The organism is Sphingomonas sp. PAMC 26605 (genome assembly GCF_000241485.1).
GTDB lineage: Bacteria > Pseudomonadota > Alphaproteobacteria > Sphingomonadales > Sphingomonadaceae > Sphingomonas.
Window position 1 is genome coordinate 3,368,296 of sequence record NZ_JH584241.1, and the last position, 17,806, is coordinate 3,386,101.

Below are 17,806 nucleotides of genomic sequence, written 5' to 3' on the forward strand. Positions count from 1 at the left end.
GCGGCCCGCCGGCCTCAGCCGCGCGCTGCCGCGATCACTGCATCCCCCACCGCCGGGCGTAGCGCGAAGATGCCGCTGTCGCGATGGCGCGTCGGGTGGACACGGTTGGTGAGCAGGGTCCAGGCGAGCCCGCGCTCGAGATCGATCCACAGCCCGGTGCCGGTGAAGCCGGTATGCCCGATCGTCGCCGTCGAGCAGCGCTGCCCGCCCGACCAGTCGGGATGGCGCACTTCCCAGCCGCAGGTGCGCGGACCGTTCACCGGGGTCGCGATCGCCGCCAGTGCCGCGGGCGACAATCCGCTCCCGTCGAGCACGCCGCGCGCGAAGCCGAGCACGCCCGAAACGGTGCCGAACAGCCCGGCATGCCCCGTCGCGCCGCCCATCGCCGCACAATTCTCGTCATGCACCTCGCCCTTGAGCACGCGTCCGCGCCACGCGCAGCGCTCGGTCGCGACCGCAGGCCCGGGCGGCGGGCCGAAGGCAAGGTCCGTTCCGAGCGGCCAATCGCGCAGCGACGCGCCGGTGATCCGCTCGATCGCGATGCCGAGCAGGATGAAATTGATGTCCGAATAGACCGCCGGCCCGTGCCGCCATTCGCGCTGCAGCACGAACGCGCGCAGCCGCGCGGGATCATTACCATAGGTGTAGATCGGCTCGACCGCAGGCAGGAAGGTACGGTGGACGAGGCAATCGCGGAAGGTCAGCCGCCGCTCGGCTGCGGTCGCGACATCGTATTGGCGCAGATCGGGAATCGCGTCGGTCAAAGGCCGGTCGAGGTCGATCCGCCCCTCATCCGCGAGCGCAAGCACCATGCTCGTCGTGGCGATGACCTTGGAAACCGATGCGAGATCGAACCAATGCTCGACGGTCAACGCTTCGCGCTCGGGTTCGAGCTGCGCGAGCCCCGCGGTCCGCGTCGCGGTGAAGCCGTCGCGGGTGACCACGCCGAGAGTGGCGCCGGGCACCTGCCCCGCGGCGACGGCCGCGGCGGCGGGCGCGAAGGCGGCGTCGATGTCGATCATACCATCTCCTCGTCGCGTGCCCGGATTCCCGCGATCAGCGGGAGAAATATTATCGCGGCCAGGCTCAGCGTACCCGACAGCCAGAAGAAGCCGTCATATCCGATGCTCTTGACGATGTCGCCGCCCGCGCCCTGCAGCAGCCGCGGCAACAGGAAGGCGAACCCCGAGAGGAAGGCGTATTGCGCACCCGCGTAGCGCGGATTTACCAGCAGCGAGAGATAGACGACGAAGATCGCGCCTTCCATGCCGTGTGCGAACTGATCGACCGCGGTGGCGGTGTAGATCGCCAGCCCGTTCGGCGGCACGTGCCACAGCCACACGAAGATCCAATTGCCGAACGCCGACCCGATCGCCCCCAGCACCAGCGCGCGGCTCATCCGCAACCGCACCGCGAGCGTCGCGCCGACGACCACGCCCGCCATGCTCGACGGCGTGGTGATGAAGCCGTCGGCGATGCCCATCGTGGTGAGGTCGTAATGCGCCGCGATCTCGAGCGGCTTGACGCCCCACAAGGTCAGCACGTCGCCCATCCGATAGAAGGTGACGAAGCCGAGCAGCGGCAGCACGCGATAGCCGAAGCGCCAGAAGATGTTGACATACGGCCCGAGCCAGGTCGAGCGCCGCGCCCAGGCGGTCGCCGGGAGCCGGACGATCCACGGCAGCGCGATCGCCATCAGGACGAACGGCACGAGGCACAGCACCAGCACCCCGACGGTCGCATTGGTCTTGGCGCTGATCCCGGCGGCAATCGCCAGTTGCAGCGCGACCCAACCGAACCCGCCGAAGAAGACGAGCGCGCCGCCGAGCAGGATCGCGACCGCCACGAGACCGGTCAGCACCGCCGTCGTCCGCCGGCCGACTGCGTGCCCGCCGGGGGCGAGGCTGACGAGGATCGGGAGCGGCACCGCCGCAAGCAGGGCGACCGCGAGATAACCCCACACCCAGCCCGCACGATCCGCGACCGTCAGCGCGACCAGCGACGAGGCGGCCATTGCGGTACGATAGCCCCACAGGTTGGCGGCGGTGAGCGGCCCCTGCTCGCCGGCTGTCGGCGCGAGTTCGACGCGCCAGCCATCGGCCGCGACCTCGAGCGTCGTCGTCCAGAAGGCGAGCAGCACCGCGAGCAATGCGACCAGCGGCAGGTCGGTATCGGCCGAGGTATAGGCCATCGCCACCATCGCGGTGACGATCCCGATCTGTGCGGTGACGATCCAGCTCATCCGCTTGCCGAAGACGCGCGACAGGCCGGGCACCGCAAACGCATCGAGCAGCGGCGCCCACAGGAATTTGAAGGTCGGCAGCAGCGCGACCCAGCCAAAGAAGCCGATCAACACGATATCGAGGCCGTGCTTCGCCAGTCGCGCCGACAGCACGGTGGAGAACATGTAGAACGGCAGCCCCGCCGAGAACCCGAGCAGGACGAACAGCGTCATCAGCCGCAGGCTCGGGCGCCCGGTTCGCGGCGGTGCCGCAGCGGTAAGATCCGTCACGATCGCCCTTCGGTCGGCATTTCGTAAATCGACGACGAGCGCCGCGACGATCGTTCCGTCATAAACCCCAATCCCATCATCGCTGCCGAGCCGTGCGATAGCCCGCACGCGCCGGCGGTTCGAGCCGATCCGTCACGCATCGGCCCACCTTATTTCGCGCTGCGATCCGTTGCGTCGTCCGCCGGCACGGTCGCCATCGACGCGGCGACCGCCTCCGCGCGCGCCATCACGCGCAGGATGTTGCCGTCGGTCAGCTTGGCGAGATCGCCATCGCTCCACCCGCGCCGCGCCAGTTCGGCGATCACCTTGGGATAGCCGTCGACGCCGTTCATCCCCTCGGGCGCGGTATTGTCAATCCCGTCGAAATCGCCGCCGAGCCCGACATGGTCGTGTCCGGCGATCTTCGCGACATGCTCGATATGGTCGGCGACCGTCGCGACGGTGACGCGCGGCATCGGATGCGCGTGGTCCCATTCGACCAGCGGGGCTGCGGCGCGCGGGCCGTAGACGTCGCCCGGTACGGCGAGCGATTTGGCGTAAGCAGTCCGCGCCACATCCCACTGCTTCCACGCGTCGGACAGGAAGGCGGGATAGAAATTGATCATGACGACCCCGCCGTTCGCGCCGATCGCCGCGAGCAGATCGTCGGGGATGTTGCGCGGCACCGGCGCCAGCGCGCGCGCCGAGGAATGCGAGGCGATCACCGGCGCTTTCGATACCGCAAGCGCCGCGCGCATCGTCGAATCGGCGACATGGCTGACATCGACCAGCATCCCGATCCGGTTCATCTCGGCGATCACGCGCTTGCCGAACGGCGACAGGCCGCCGGCCACCGCCTCGTCGGTCGAGGAATCCGCCCAGGCGAGGCTCTTGGTGTGAGTCAGCGTCATATAGCCGACGCCGAGCGCGCGGTACTCGCGCAGCACCGACAACCGCCCGTCGATCTGGTGGCCGCCCTCGACGCCGATCAGGCTCGCGGTGCGCCCGCTTGCCATGATCCGCCGCACGTCGGCGGCGGTCGTCGCCAGCGCGAGCGTGTCGGGATTGGCGGCGACCAAGCGGCGTACGACGTCGATCTGCTCGAGCGTCATCTCGACCGCCTTGGGGCCTGTCACGTCCGCCGGGATCCACACCGACCAGAACTGGCCGCCGACGTGCCCAGCCTTCAGCCGCGCGAGGTCGGTCTGCAGCGGACGCGGCAGATCCGCCCCGCCCTTGCGCGCGACCGCGACGTTGCCGCCCTGGTAATGCGCAATCTCCCAGGCGAGATCGTTATGCCCGTCGATCACCGGCGCACGCGCGAGCACGTGCTCCGCGCGCGCTGTATCCGCCGCGCTCGGTGCCGTCTGCGCTCCCGCCGGCGGGGCGATCGAAATCGCCAGCGCCAGCGCGACCGGTGCGAAATGCTTCATCGCGTCTGCACCCGGATGCCGAAGCGGAAGGCGCGGCCGAGCAGATCGGAATAGGTGCTGTTCGCGGCGAGGCCCGTCTCGGGAATCAGCAACGGCGCGCGGTTGAACAGGTTGGTGACGTTGACGAAGAACTGCGCCTGCACCTTGCCCGCGACGCGCACGTTCTGCGTCACGTTGAGATCGGCGTAGAACAGCCCGGAGACCCGATTGTTGTCATAGGTCGGATAGGTCGTGGTCGAGAGCGGGCAGTTCGTCTGACACTCGATGCCGGTCGCCGCGTAGCGGCCCGAACTGATCCCGCGACCGACCGCGGTGATCGATGTGCTCGGCAGATCGAGCGTCACGCTGCCGCGGAAGATCCAGGTCGGCGTCGTCGCCTGGCCGCCGTTCACGCCGACCGAATTGACCGGCACCGTCCCCGGGACCCCGGTGTCGAGGATGTTGTCGAGATAGCGCGTCGCCTCGCCACGCAGCGTCAGCGCGGTCTGGCCGGAAAGCTGCGTGCGATAGCTCGTGTCGAAATCGATCCCGCGCGTGAGCTGGCTCGCCGCGTTGAAGGGCTGCGTGCGGATCAACAGATAGGGCTGCCCTGGGACCGAGCGGGCCTGGTCGATGGTGATCGCGTCGCAGAATTGCTGCTGCCCGATGCTGCAGAGGTTCTCGATATCCTGCGCCGAGAAGCTGGTGATGCCCTGCTTGATCTTGATCCGCCAGTAATCGATCGAGGCGTTGAAGCCTTTCAGGAACCGCGGCGACAGCACCGCGCCGACCGTCCAGGAATTGGCGACTTCGGGGCGCAGGTTCGGGTTGCCCGTGGCGATGCCCGAATAGCTGAAATTGGCGGGCCCGTTGGCGCCATCGGCGGTGAACAGCGGGTTGCGCACCGAATCGCTGTTCGCGGACCCGGCCTGATACAGCTCGTTGAGGTTGGGCGCGCGAATGTCGCGCGAGCGCACCACGCGGAAGCGGATGTCGGGGATCGGCGCCCAGGTTCCGCCGAGCTTCCACGTCACCACGCCGCCCGAGGTCGAATAATCGGTCCCGCGCACCGCGCCGTTGAATTCGAGCCCGAGGCCAAGCGGCACCACCGTCTCGAGATAGGCTTCCTTGACGTTGTAGCGACCGTTGGTGGGCAGATAGTTGCCGACCGACCAGGTGTTGGTGACGGTCGGGCGGCCTTGCGCATTGACCGTCGAGATCGGCTGGAACTGTTGCGGAACGAAACCGCGGATGCTCTCCTCGCGCCACTCGCCGCCGATCGCGACGCTGACGTCGCCAGCCCAGGTGCGGAACGGCGATGCGCGCAGGTTGAGCCCGGCGGTCTTCTGCTCGGTGATCTCGTCGCGATAGGGCGCGCCGAGGACATAGGCGATCGCCGCGGGATCGGCGACGCCGACGCCGAGCCGGTTGAGCGGGACGCACGCCGGATCGTTGTTGGTGGCGATAGTGTCGACGTTGATCCCGCACTGGATCGACCCGGCAGCATAGCCCCCCGTATTATTCGCCGGCGCGACTGCTGCCGCGGTGGCGTTGGCGATCCGCGTGATGTTCTGCACGTTGCGCAGCTGCTCGCGCAGATCGGCGCGGCCGTATTGCCCGTAAACATCGAACGACACGGTCTTGCCGAACAGGTCGAACTTGCCGTCGCTGCCGATCTGGTAGCGCTGTACCTTCCGCTTGTTGTCGACGACGCGGTACGGCAGATCGACCGAGGTGCTCGCGAGCGTCACGTTGCTGATCCCGGCCAGCCGCGCCGAGCCGAGCGCGGCGACGAGATAGGGATTGTTCGCGGCGATCGTGATGCCGGTCTGCAGGTTGGGCCCGGCATTGAACAGGATATGCTGTCGGTTGAACGACCCTTCGGCATAGAGTTCGATGCGATCGGTCACGTCGTAGCTCGCCCGGCCGAACACGCCGTAGCGCGTGTCCTGCGGATCGAGCCCGATGTTGCGGCCCGAATCGTTGACCTGCCAGCTGCCGCCCTGCGTCAGCGTCGGCGCGGCGGCCCCGGTCGGCGAGGGGAAGGTGAGCGCGCCATATTGGAACTGCTGCGGTTGCCCGCCGCTGCCGAAATAGACGCCGCGCAGGCTGTTCGCGGCCACGCCGCTGCCCGCGACCGCGGTGCTGCCGGTGATCAGCCCGCCCGGTGTCGAGTTCGCCGCGCCGATCTGCCGCTTGGTCGTGATGAACTGCGGCGTCGTGCTGGTCGCGGTCCAGGCGGGGTCCTGGATGCGGACATAGCCCGTCGCATTCCAGTCGCGATCGACTTGGAAGATCCCGTCGCGATGGGCATATTCGCCCTCGACCTCGATATGCCCGCGCCCGTCGGCGAAGGAGGTACCCGCGGTCAGCGACGCCGAATAATTGTGCCCGTCGCCATATTGGGTGATGCCGTTGTCGGCGGTGATGCGGAAACCCTGAAACTTTTTGTCGAGGATGAAGTTGACGACGCCCGCGACCGCATCCGAGCCATAGGCGGCGGATGCACCGCCAGTGACGACCTCAACGCTCTTCACCAGGCCTTGCGGGATCGTGTTGACATCGACCAGCCCGGTGATCGTCGATCCGACCGAACGATGCCCGTCGACCAGCACGAGCGTGCGAACCTCGCCCAGATTGCGCAGGTTCAGCGCATTGATTCCCGCCTGCCCGCTCGACAGATTGAGCCGCGAATTGGCGGGCTTGGTCGACCCGGCGAGCGCGGGCTGCTGATTGACGAAATCGGCGATGTTGTTCGACGGCGACTGATTTTCGATCTCGGTCCGGCTCAGCACCGTCAACGGCGTCGGCGCCTGGAAGCCGCTGCGCGCGACGCGCGAACCCGTGACGACGACATCGGGCGCATCTTCATCGCTCTGGGCGGGAGGTTGCGACTGCTGAAGTCCGGCGCGCTCGGCCGGCGCCGCCCCCGCCGCGATCGCATCCGCGGGCGGCGGTGCGACCTCCCGCGCAGGCAGCGTCTGCGCGGCCGCAGGGTTGCCGAGCGCGCCCGCCAGCGTCAGCGCCGCCATGCTGCATCCGAACATCATGGCCATCCGGCGCTTAGCCTGATCCGAATTCGTCATCATTGTCCTTCCCTGACCGGACCCCAAGTGCGGCGCGTCTCTGGACGCTGTCCGTCGCTTGCAACCTACGGCTGTTGTCGTCCCCGGCCTCTCTGGGCCGGTTCCCCCTGCTGCAATTCAGAAGGTTGCGCGGTCTTGTGCGAATGCGTCAAGAGCCGGATATTCGCCTTCCCATAGCCTGCCTCTATAGGCCGCCGACCATAACTCGCCGCTATGCCCTAGCCTGCGCTATTCATGGGCCAGTATTGCCACACGCCGCTAGCCTCCCGGCTCCGCGCCAGCCATGAAAGCTCGACCATGATCAATCGCCGATCCTTTCTGCTGCGCTCCGCGGCTGCCGCGGCGATCGCGTCGGGCCCGGCGTGTCGCGCGGCGGACCCGGCTGGACGCCAGACGAACGTGCGCGGGGCGGCCGCCCCGATCGAGATCGTCGATGACGTCTACGGAATTCCCCATATCCGCGCGCAGTCGATCCCCGACGCCTTTTTCGGCCAGGGCTATGTCGTCGCACGCGACCGACTGTTCCAGATCGATTTCGAGCATCGCCGCGAGCTTGGCCGGATGGCCGAGGCGTTCGGTCCGGAGTTTGTGCGACACGATGCACAAGCGCGGCTGTTCCATTATCGTGGCGATCTCGATGCGGAACTGCGGCGCATCCCCGCCGAAGTGCTGGCCTGCGCGCGAGCCTATATCGCCGGAATCAACGCGCGCATCGACGCGGTGACCGCCGACCCCACGCTGCTCCCGCTTGAGTACCGCATCCTCGGCGTCGCGCCGATCCGGTGGGACATTCACGACATGGTGCTCGCGCGCGGCGCGGCGGCGGGCAATACCGACGACGAAGTCCGCCGCGCCCGGCTCGCGGCATTGGGTCTGCTCGAGCTCGATGCCGTGATCGCGCCGCTGATGCCGGCGCATCCGTTGACCGTCCCCGACGGGCTCGATGTCGCGCAAGTGTCCAACGACGATCTCGGCGTGCTGACGATCGGTCGCTTGCCGTTCGGGCCCAACACCCCCGTCGTCGATCCCGACGAACGCTCGGGCCGGCTCGAGCGCGCCAATGCCGGGAGCAACGCCTGGACGATCGCGGCGGCGCGCTCGGCGACGGGCCGGCCGATCCTCGCCAACGACCCGCATCTCGGAATCGGCGGGTTTGGTCCGCGCCACGTCGCGCATCTCTCGGCGCCGGGGCTCGACGTGATCGGCGGCGGCGCGCCGGGGTTGCCCGGCATCATGCAGGGCCATACCGAGCGCTTCGCCTTCGGCCGGACCAATTTCCACATCGACCAGGAGGATCTGTTCGTCCTCGAGCTGCATCCGCACGATCCCGAGCGCTACCGCCACGCCGGCGGCTGGAAGCGATTCACGCGTGTCGAGATCAGCGTTCCGGTCAAGGGTGCGGCGCCGCACACCGAAGTGTTGCGGTACGCGGCCCAGGGACCAGTCGTTTCCTACGATCCCGCGAAGCATCGCGCGACCGCGATCGCTTCGATCGCGATGCAGCCGGGCGGCGGCGGATCGTTCGCGATGATCGCGATCAATCTCGCAAAGGATTGGGCCGGATTGCAGGAAGCGTTCAAGCTTCACCCCTCCCCGACCAATCTCCATTATGCCGATGTTGCGGGCAACACCGGCTGGCAGGCGATCGGCTTCATGCCCGTCCGCAAGCGCGGCGCCGGGCTGATGCCGGTCCCGGGCGACGGCCGCTACGACTGGACCGGGATGCGCGACCATCGCGCGCTGCCGAGCGCGTATAACCCCGCCAAGGGCTGGTTCGCCTCGGCCAACCAGGACAATCTGCCGCCCGACTGGCCGACCGACCGTATTCCCGCATTCGATTTCCGCGATCCCTATCGCTACGAGCGCATCGCCGATGTCCTGTCGCACCAGACCAGCCACAGCCTCGCCGACAGCGTCGCACTCCAGCACGACACGCTCTCGACCCCCGCACGCCAGCTCGTCGCCCTCCTTCCGACGGCGTCTTCCGAAGGCGCACGCCCGGCGGTAACATTGTTGCGGGGCTGGAATTGCCGGCTCGACGCGGCGAGCGGCGCGGCGGCGTTGTTCGAAATGCTCTGGCGCGAGCTCTCGCATCGCATGCTCGCCGCGATCGTGCCCGAGCGCGCCAAGGCGATCGTCACCTCGATCGGCCCATCGGTCCTGCTCGGGCTCCTCGCGCGCCCCGATGCGCGCCTCGGTCAGGACCCGACCGCCGCCCGCGATGCGCTGTTCGACGCGGCGCTGATCGCCGCATGGACGAACGCGAAGGCGCAGCTGGGCCCCGATCCGGCAAACTGGCGCTGGGGCGCGTTGCATCGGCTGCGCATCCAGCATCCGCTCGCGCGCATCCCCGCGATCGCCGCCGCCTTTCCGGCGATCGAAGTCGGCCCGACCGGCGGCGACAGCTATACGGTGCAGGCGCACTGGCTGGGCAACGGCCCAGGCTGGTCGGCGGGCGGCGGCGCGAGCTACCTGCAGGTGATCGACGTCGGCGCGTGGGACAATTCGCTGGTGCTCAATCTCCCCGGTCAATCGAACGATCCGCGCTCGCCGCACTATCAGGACCAGGTCGCGACCTGGAGCGTCGGCCAAATGCAGCCGATGCTCTATAGCCGGGCCGCGGTCGAGGCTCACGCCATCGCGCGGCTGACGCTCACCCCGCAAGGAGCCCGCCCATGAAGCACCTCACCGTCCTCGCAGCCTTGCTGGTCGTCGGCGCGGCCCCCGCTGGGCCCGCCAAAGTCGATGTCGTGATCCGCGGCGGCACGATCTACACCGGCGCGCAGAGCCCGCCGATCATCGGCGACGTCGAGATTGCCGGCGACCGGATCGTTTATGTCGGTGTCTCGCACCATACCGCGGCGGCGAGCGTGATCGATGCGACCGGCCAGATCGTCGCCCCCGGCTTGATCGACGCGCACACGCATCCCGACACCTATATCCGATCGCCCGACCCCAAGGCGCGCCTGAACCTGCCCTGGCTCGCGCAGGGCGTCTCGACGATCGTCACCGGCGTCGATGGCGGCGGTACGCCCGACGTCGCGGCCGATGCGCGGAAGCTGCAGGCGAGCGCGATCGGGACCAATGTCGTCCCGTTCGTCGGCTTCGGCGCGATCCGCCAGCGCGTGCTCGGCGAAGCCAATCGCGCGCCCACCGCGACCGAGCTCGCGCAGGAAAAGGCGCTTGCGGCAAAGGCGATGTGCGAGGGCGCGATCGGCCTGTCGACCGGGCTGTTCTATGCCCCGCAGAGTTTCGCCACCACCGACGAAGTCGCTGCCGTCGCCGCGGAAGCGGGCAGCCGCGGCGGGATGTACGATACCCATCAGCGCGACGAATCCGATTATACGATCGGCCTGATCGCCAGCACCAAGGAAGCGATCGAGATCGGCCGGCGCGCGCACATGCCCGTGCATTTCGCGCATCTCAAGGCGCTCGGAGTCGATCTCCAGGGCCATGCGCCCGAGCTGATCGCGACGATCGAAGCCGCGCGCCGCGCAGGGCAGGACGTCACCGCCGACCAATATCCCTGGCTCGCCTCGGGCTCGAGCGTCGACGCCTCGCTCGTCCCGCGCTGGGCGGTCGACGGCGGCTACAAGGCGATGCTCGCGCGTTTCGCCGAGCCGGCGACGCTCGCGCGGATCAAGACCGAGATGACCGAGAATCTGCGGCGCCGCGGCGGGGCGGAGTCGTTGCTGCTCACCTCCCAGGGCCAGCCATGGACGGGCAAGACGCTCGCGCAGATGGCGACGCAATGGGGCGTCTCGCCGATCGATGCCGCGATCCGCATCCTCAAGACGCCCGATGCGACGGGCACCGGCCCTTCCGGCGTCGGAGTCGCGAGCTTCAACATGGTCGATCGCGACGTCGACCTGATCATGCAGCAGCCATGGGTGGTGACGAGCTCGGACGGGTCGGACGGACACCCGCGGCAATATGCCACGATGCCGCAGAAATACCGGGTCTATGTCGAGCAGCGCAAGGTCATATCGCTCGCCGACTTCATCCGCCGCTCGAGCGGACTGACCGCGGATATCTATAAGATCGACCACCGCGGCTATCTGCGCCCCGGTTACTATGCCGATGTGGTGGTGCTCGATCCCGTGCGTTTCGCGCCGCGCGCCGATTACATCCATCCGCGCGTGCCGAGCGTCGGGGTGCGTGCGCTGTTCGTCAACGGTCGGCTCGCGCTGCGCAACAGTGCCGCCACCGGCGCGGCGGCGGGAAGAGTGCTGCTGCGCGCCAGACCCGCCGGCTGCGGGGCATAGCCCCGGGTTATGGTTTGGCGCCCGACAAATACTGGGCGGATCGCGGCTCGCCTGTACACCGGTCTCTCCCTCAAGTCTTGCGTAGGACCGCGATGATCCCGGCCCCCTTCCTCCTCTACCTCGGCCATTCCGACGACGATGTCGGGATCAAGACGTCGCGCGGGCTCGCCACCTTCCGGCGCGACGATTGCGTCGGCGAGTGGCGCCACGACGATTGCCCGCTGACGCTCGGCCTGCCGCGGATGGACGCCGTCACCGCCCGGAAGGCCGGCGCGCGTACGCTGGTGCTCGGTATCGCCAATGCCGGCGGCCGGTTGGGCGAAGCGCTGGTTCAGGATGCGCTCGAGGCGATCGCGCAGGGCATGAACGTCGCCTCTGGGCTTCACCAGCGGCTGCGCGACGATCCCCGCCTGGCGAGCGCAGCGGCGGCGGCCGGCGTCGAGCTCTTCGATGTCCGCGATCCGCGCCCGGACATTCCGGTCGGCAACGGCAAGCGCCGCGCGGGCAACCGCCTGCTCACCGTCGGGACCGACTGCTCGGTCGGCAAGATGTATGCGACGCTCGCGCTGCGTGATGCGCTGCAGCGGCGCGGTGTGGTCGCCGATTTCCGCGCGACCGGCCAGACCGGGATCCTCATCGCGGGCGACGGCGTGCCGCTGGATGCGGTGGTCGCCGATTTCATCTCGGGCGCGATCGAGACCCTCGCGCCGGCGCGCGGCGACGATGGCTGGGATCTGATCGAGGGCCAAGGGTCGCTCTTCCACCCGTCCTTTGCCGGCGTATCGACCGGCCTGCTCCACGGCGCGCAGCCCGCAGCGCTCGTGCTCTGCCACGATCCTTCGCGCGCGCATATGCGCGGCCTGCCGCACTATCAGCTTCCTGAGCTGGCCGAATGTCTCGCCGCCAACATCCAGGTCGCAAGGCTCACCAGCCCATATGTCTGCGCGGTCGGCGTCGCGCTTAATACGGTCAAGCTCGACGAGGACGCTGCACGGCGGCTGTGCGCCGCAACGAGCGACGCGCTCGGCCTGCCGTGCACCGATCCCTATCGCTTCGGCGCCGATCCGATCGCCGACTGGCTGCTGCAATGCTACGCACCCTCGACGCCCGCCACCAGCGCTTCGGCCTGAACGCGCCCTTCCGCATCGCGCGGGGCGTGAAGACGGCGGCCGACGTCGTCACCGTCACCGTGCGCCAGGGCGTGATCGAAGGCCGCGGCGAAGGCGTGCCCTATCCGCGCTACGGCGAGACGATCGAGGGCGCGCTCGCGCAGATCGCGCACGCGAGCGCGCGGATCGAGGAAGGCGCCAGCCGTGACGAGCTGCGCGCGCTGCTCCCGGCCGGCGCGGCGCGCAATGCGCTCGATTGCGCGCTGTGGGATCTCGAGGCGCGACTTGCCGGCGCGAGCGTCGCGGCGCTGGCCGGCGTCGCACCGGCTGCGGCGGTCGCCTCGGCGATCACCATCGCGATCGACACGCCCGAAGCGATGGCGGCCGTCGCCGCGCGCGCCGCGCACGTGCCGTTGCTCAAGGTGAAGGTCGATCGTACGGATGCCGCGATGCAGATTGCCGCCGTCCGTTCCGCCGCGCCCACCCCGCGCATGATCGTCGATCCCAACGAAAGCTGGACGATCGCCGAACTCGAGCGCTGGCAGGATCTGCTGGTCGAACACCGCGTCGACCTGCTCGAGCAGCCACTGCCGGCTGGCGAGGATGGCCTGCTCGACCGGTTTGCGAGCCAGATCCCGTTGTGCGCGGATGAATCACTCCACACGAGTGCCGATCTCGACGCGCTCGCGGGCCGCTATCAATACGTCAATATCAAGCTCGACAAGACCGGCGGCCTGACCGAGGCGCTCGCGCTCGCCGAAGCGGCCAAGGCCCGTGGCTTCGGACTGATGGTCGGCTGCATGGTATGTTCCTCGCTCGGCATCGCGCCTGCGATGCTGCTCGCCGGCGAGGCGGCGTTCGTCGATCTCGACGGGCCGCTCTGGCTTGCCGAGGATCGGCCCGGCGGCGTCGTCGATCGGAACGGCGTGCTGGTTCCGCCCGAGCCCGGCTTCTGGGGCGGGGCGGCGTGAGCCTTGCGCGACGCTGGTTCGCCGTGCCGCTCTGGCAGCGCGTGATCGGCGGCCTCGTGATCGGTGTGATCCTCGGCGCTGCGTGGCCCGCGGGTGCGAACGCGATCGCCATCCTCGGCGATCTGTTCGTGCGGCTGATCCGGATGCTCGTCGTGCCCGTCGTGCTGGTGACGATCGCCGCCGGCATCGCCGCGCTCGGCGATCCGCGCCGGCTCGGCGCGATCGGCGGGCGCACGGTTTTGCTCTTCGCCTTCACCACGATCGTCGCGGTGACGATCGGGATGGCGACCGGACTGATCTTCCGCCCCGGCGCCGGCATCACACTCGCCGGCGTCGCACCGCACGCGCTCGGGGCTGCGGTTTCACCCGGCGACCAATTGCTCGGGATCGTGCCCGTCAACATCATCGATGCGCTCGCCAAGGGCGACATGCTCGCGATCATCTTCACCGCGGTGCTGCTCGGCGTCGGCATGGTGGCTGCGGGCGAGGCGGGCCGGCCGGTGGTCAAGCTGTTCGAGGGGCTAGCGGCGGTGCTGCTCCAGATCGTGCGGATCGTGATGGAGGTGACGCCGCTCGGCGTGCTCGCGCTGATCGCGCGCGCGGTGGCGAGCGGCGGGGCGGCGGTGTTCGTCAATATCGGCGCGCTCGCTTTGTGCGTCGTGATCGCCTCGCTCGTGCAGATGCTGTTCCATGGCGCGCTGATCGCCTGGGTCGCGCGGCTGCCCGCGCTGCGCTTCTTCCGCGGCATCCTCGATGCGCTCGTCGTTGGTTTCTCGACCGCCTCCTCCTCGGCCACCCTCCCCGTCGGCCTGCGCGTGGCGGAGGACAATCTCGGCATCGCGCCGGCGGTGGCGGGCACGGTGCTGCCGCTCGGCGCGAGCATCGGCAAGGACGGGACGGCGATGTATGTCGGCCTGATGGGCCAGTTCGCGCTCCAGGCGCTCGGCATTACCCCCGATCCCGGCATGCTGCTCGTCATGTTGCTGACCGGCGCGCTCGCCGCGTTCGGGACGGCGCCGGTGCCCTCCGCCTCTTTGTTCATGCTCGCGGCGATGCTGTCCGCGGTCGGGGTCGCGCCCGAGCAGACCGCGCTGATCGTCGGGCTCGTCCTGCCGTTCGACCGCTTGCTCGACATGACGCGCACCACGCCGTCGGTCTCGGCCAACCTTACCGTCGCGACATTGGTCGCGCGGCGCACGGGCGCGCTCGATACGGCGGTGTTCCGCGGGGCGACATCGGGCTAGGATGGCGCGCTTATGAACCTGCGCCATATCGAAATCTTCCACGCCGTCTACGTCAACGGCTCGGTCAGCGCGGCGGCCCGCGCGCTCAACGTCTCGCAGCCCTCGGTGTCGAAGACGCTGCGCCACGCCGAATCGCTGCTCGGCTTCGAACTGTTCCAGCGCAACGCCGGCCGGATGGTGCCGACCGAGGACGCGCACGCAATGTTCGGCGACGTCGCCGAGATCCAGGAGCGCGTCCGCGCGCTGCGCGAAGCGGGCCGCAACCTGCGCACGGGCGGCGGCGCGACGCTGCGCATCTCCGCTCTGCCGAGCCTCGCGCTGAGCGCGCTGCCGACCGCCGTCGCGCGCTTCCTCAAGACGCACCCCGACGTGCGCTTCGACCTGCAGACGACGCATCACGACGACGTGCTGCGCAAGCTGTACGAGCGCGAGACCGAGATCGCGATCGGTTATCAGGCGCCGCGTGGCGCGCCGCTCGGGCAGATCTGGCTTGGCGAGGGCGAACTCGTCATGCTCTACCGCGAAGCCGAGATGCCAGACGCGCCCGCGCGGCTCGAACTGAGCCAGCTCGCCGGACAGCCCTTCATCTCGCTCGCCGCGAGCGGGCCGATCGGCAATCTGTTCACGACCGAGATCGAACGGCTCGGGCTCGAGCTGAGCGAGATCGTTTCGGCGCGGACCTTCTACATCGCCGCGGCGCTCGTGCGCGCGGGGGTCGGGCAGACGGTGGTCGACAATCTCACCGCCGAGGCGTGTCTCGCGCCTGGCCTGTCGATGCGCCCGCTCAAACCCTCGCTGACCTTCGACATCCATGCGATGCATCTGCTCGATCGGCCGCCGAGCGCGCTGGCGAGCGATTTCCTGGCGGTGCTCGGCACCGTGATCGAGGCGCCATGACCATAATGCTGCTCGGACTGCTGCTCGCCGCCCCCGCGTCCGCGGAGTCCCCGCCCGACCCGGTCGCCGCTGCGCTCGCGCAAGCGGGACCGGGGACGCGGATCGGCCTGGTGGTGGTCGACGAGCAAGGGCATGAGATCGTCGCGATCCGCCCCGATGAGCGTTTCATGCCCGCCTCCAACACCAAGATCTTCACCACCGCCGCCGCCTTCGCGACGCTCGACATGACCGCGGCGGACGGCGGCGGTGGGGCGGAGGTGCGGCTCGAAGGGCGCGACGTCGTGCTCGTCGGGCATGGCGATGCACGGCTGTCGAGCGCTCCGGATTGTCGCGTCGATTGCCTTGCCGCGCTCGCCGACGCGGTCGCCGCGCGGACCCACGTCGTCCACGACGTGATTGGCGACGACAGCGCCTTTCCCGACGAACGCTGGCCGCAGGGAATGAGCTGGAACAACCAGGCGGGCCGCTACGGCACCGCCGTCTCGGCGCTGACGATCGACGACAATGTCGCGGAACTGGCGGTTACCTCCGGCGCGATCGGCACACCGCCGGGAATCGGCAGCGATGGCTATTACCGGATCGAGAACCGCGCGATCACCGTCCCCGGCGCGCGTTCGTCGCTAGAGGTCACGCGGCTGCCGGGCAGCGACATCCTGCAGATCACCGGCAGCCTCGGCAGCAGCGCGACGCCACGGCCGTTGTTCGTCGGGATCGACGATCCGGCGCACCGCGCCGCCTGGCGTCTCATCCGCCTGCTGCGCGCAGATGGCGTGCGCGTGACGGGGACGGTGACGGTCCGCCACCGGCCGCTATCCCCATCGGACGATCCCGCGCAGCGCAGCGGCGCGCCCGCGCCCCGTCCCCCCGCCCCGCCTGCCGCGCTCGCCCGGCTTGCGCCGCCACCGCTAGCCGAGGACGCCCGCCTGACCAACAAGGTCAGCCAGAACCTCCACGCCGAGCTGTTCCTGCGCCGGGTGGCCGCTGCGACTGGCAGCGGATCGGTCGCCGATGGCCGCGCGGTGGTCAGCCACATGCTCGGCGACATCGGCATTGCGCGCTGGCAATATGACTTTGCCGATGGCTCGGGCATGTCGAGCTACAATCGGGTGACGCCGCGTGCCACCGTCGCCTTGCTGCGCTGGATCACCGCGCAGCCGTGGGGCGCGGCGTGGCGGACGACCTTGCCGGTCGGCGGAGTAGACGGCACGCTCGCCGCGCGCTTCCACGGCACGCCGCTCGACGGACGGCTCTTCGCCAAGACCGGCTCGCTCAATGCGACCAGCGCGGTCTCGGGCTATCTCACCGGCGCGAGCGGGCATGTGCTGACCTTCGCCGCCTTCGCCAACGATGTTCCGGGCGATGCGTCCGCGATCGGGGCGATCGACCAGGCGCTGCTCGCCGTGGCGGCAAGCCACTGAGTCGCACGCGCGGCCTCGGTCCTTCCGCACCACACCCCCGGCCAAACCCGTCACCCCAGCGAAAGCTGGGGTCTCCAGGGGGCGGGCGCTTTGCTTCACAACGAGGAGACCCCAGCTTTCGCTGGGGTGACGGGGAATGTCGATCTCGCGTGCGCGCCGATCGCGATTATGGAGGGCGACGTGCCTAAATATCGGCCAGCGGCGTCACGATCTCGTAGCGATCGCCGCGATACACCGAGCGGGTGAATTCGACGAACCGACCATCGGGGATGCGCGTCAACCGTTCGATTCGCAACACTTCCGAATTCTGCCGCACGCTGAGGATACCCGCCTCGGTCGGCGTCGCGAGCGAAGCGCGGACGCGCTGCGTCCCCGAGGTCGGGCGGAAACCGTGCGCGTCGAGCGCCTGATAGAGCGAATCGCCAAGGCTCTCGAGATCGGGCAGGAAATCGGCGGGGATGATCGCATGTTCGATCGCCAGCGGCTCGCCGCCCGCGAGCCGCACCCGGCCGAGCCGGGCGACGCGCGCGGTCGGACTGATCTGCAGCGCAGCCGCCTCCTCCTCGGTCGGCTGGGCATAGGTCTTGTTGATCCACACTACGCCCGGCGCCTCGCCGCGCGCGCGGGTCTCGTCGCTGAAGCTGCTGAGCTTGGCGCCCGCGGTCTCGATCCGCGGCGCGACGAACGTGCCCGATCCCTGCTTGCGCAACAGCACGCCCTCGGCGACGAGCTGCTCGATCGCTTTGCGCACGGTGACCCGCGACAGGCCCGCCATGTCGCTGAGGTCGCGTTCGGAGGGAAGCGCGCTGCCGGGACCGATCCCGCCGCTGCTGATATGCTCGCGCAGGCTGCGCGCGAGCTGCAGATAGAGCGGTGTCCCCTCTTCGGTCGACGTCCAGGCAATGTCCCGCAT

12 protein-coding genes are annotated in these 17,806 nt (G+C 69.0%); 7 read left to right on the forward strand and 5 right to left on the reverse strand.

Annotated elements, in window-relative coordinates; all coding sequences use genetic code 11:
• Window positions 1-14: 14 nt before the first annotated feature.
• The 4 genes from RH90_RS15620 to RH90_RS15635 all read right to left on the reverse strand — a co-directional run bounded on the left by RH90_RS15620 (window position 15) and on the right by RH90_RS15635 (window position 6,992).
• Window positions 15-1,022 (reverse strand): serine hydrolase domain-containing protein, encoded by a 1,008-nt coding sequence (locus RH90_RS15620; RefSeq protein WP_010186898.1) that lies wholly within the window; start codon window positions 1,020-1,022, stop codon window positions 15-17.
• Complete coding sequence (locus RH90_RS15625) at window positions 1,019-2,512, reverse strand: permease (protein ID WP_232280370.1); 1,494 nt, start codon at window positions 2,510-2,512, stop codon at window positions 1,019-1,021. Before RH90_RS15625 ends, RH90_RS15620 begins: the two co-directional genes overlap by 4 nt.
• Before the next feature lie 149 nt (window positions 2,513-2,661).
• On the reverse strand, window positions 2,662-3,924 hold the full coding sequence (locus RH90_RS15630) for a dipeptidase (protein WP_010186901.1): 1,263 nt from the start codon (window positions 3,922-3,924) through the stop codon (window positions 2,662-2,664).
• A complete protein-coding gene (locus tag RH90_RS15635; RefSeq protein ID WP_010186902.1) occupies window positions 3,921-6,992 on the reverse strand; it encodes a TonB-dependent receptor plug domain-containing protein in 3,072 nt (1,023 codons plus the stop codon). The genes RH90_RS15630 and RH90_RS15635 overlap by 4 nt, the downstream gene beginning before the upstream one ends.
• A gap of 294 nt (window positions 6,993-7,286) precedes the next feature.
• Here RH90_RS15635 and RH90_RS15640 point away from each other — a divergent pair, with 294 nt between their 5' ends.
• The 7 genes from RH90_RS15640 (at window position 7,287) to dacB (ending at window position 16,893) form a co-directional block, all read left to right on the forward strand.
• Complete coding sequence (locus RH90_RS15640) at window positions 7,287-9,668, forward strand: penicillin acylase family protein (protein WP_010186903.1); 2,382 nt, start codon at window positions 7,287-7,289, stop codon at window positions 9,666-9,668.
• Window positions 9,665-11,254 carry an N-acyl-D-amino-acid deacylase family protein gene (locus RH90_RS15645; RefSeq protein WP_010186904.1) on the forward strand — a complete coding sequence of 530 codons (1,590 nt, stop codon included), beginning with the start codon at window positions 9,665-9,667 and terminating at the stop codon, window positions 11,252-11,254. Before RH90_RS15640 ends, RH90_RS15645 begins: the two co-directional genes overlap by 4 nt.
• 92 nt (window positions 11,255-11,346) lie before the next feature.
• Window positions 11,347-12,384, forward strand: a complete 1,038-nt coding sequence (gene dgcN, locus RH90_RS15650) for an N-acetyltransferase DgcN (RefSeq protein ID WP_010186906.1) — start codon at window positions 11,347-11,349, stop codon at window positions 12,382-12,384.
• Entirely contained in the window at window positions 12,342-13,334 is a 993-nt protein-coding gene (gene dgcA / locus RH90_RS15655; protein WP_010186908.1) for an N-acetyl-D-Glu racemase DgcA, read from the forward strand. The genes dgcN and dgcA overlap by 43 nt, the downstream gene beginning before the upstream one ends.
• On the forward strand, window positions 13,331-14,578 hold the full coding sequence (locus RH90_RS15660; protein WP_010186909.1) for a dicarboxylate/amino acid:cation symporter: 1,248 nt from the start codon (window positions 13,331-13,333) through the stop codon (window positions 14,576-14,578). Before dgcA ends, RH90_RS15660 begins: the two co-directional genes overlap by 4 nt.
• Before the next feature lie 12 nt (window positions 14,579-14,590).
• The gene (locus RH90_RS15665) at window positions 14,591-15,475 is read left to right on the forward strand and encodes a LysR family transcriptional regulator (protein ID WP_010186910.1); all 885 of its coding nucleotides are present in this window, start codon (window positions 14,591-14,593) and stop codon (window positions 15,473-15,475) included.
• Window positions 15,476-15,480: 5 nt separating this feature from the next.
• Window positions 15,481-16,893: a D-alanyl-D-alanine carboxypeptidase/D-alanyl-D-alanine endopeptidase gene (dacB, locus tag RH90_RS15670; RefSeq protein ID WP_010186913.1), complete on the forward strand. Its 1,413-nt coding sequence runs from the start codon at window positions 15,481-15,483 to the stop codon at window positions 16,891-16,893.
• Between the two features lie 184 nt (window positions 16,894-17,077).
• Here dacB and RH90_RS15675 read toward each other — a convergent pair whose 3' ends face one another.
• The gene (locus tag RH90_RS15675; protein ID WP_010186915.1) at window positions 17,078-17,806 is read right to left on the reverse strand and encodes a GntR family transcriptional regulator; all 729 of its coding nucleotides are present in this window, start codon (window positions 17,804-17,806) and stop codon (window positions 17,078-17,080) included.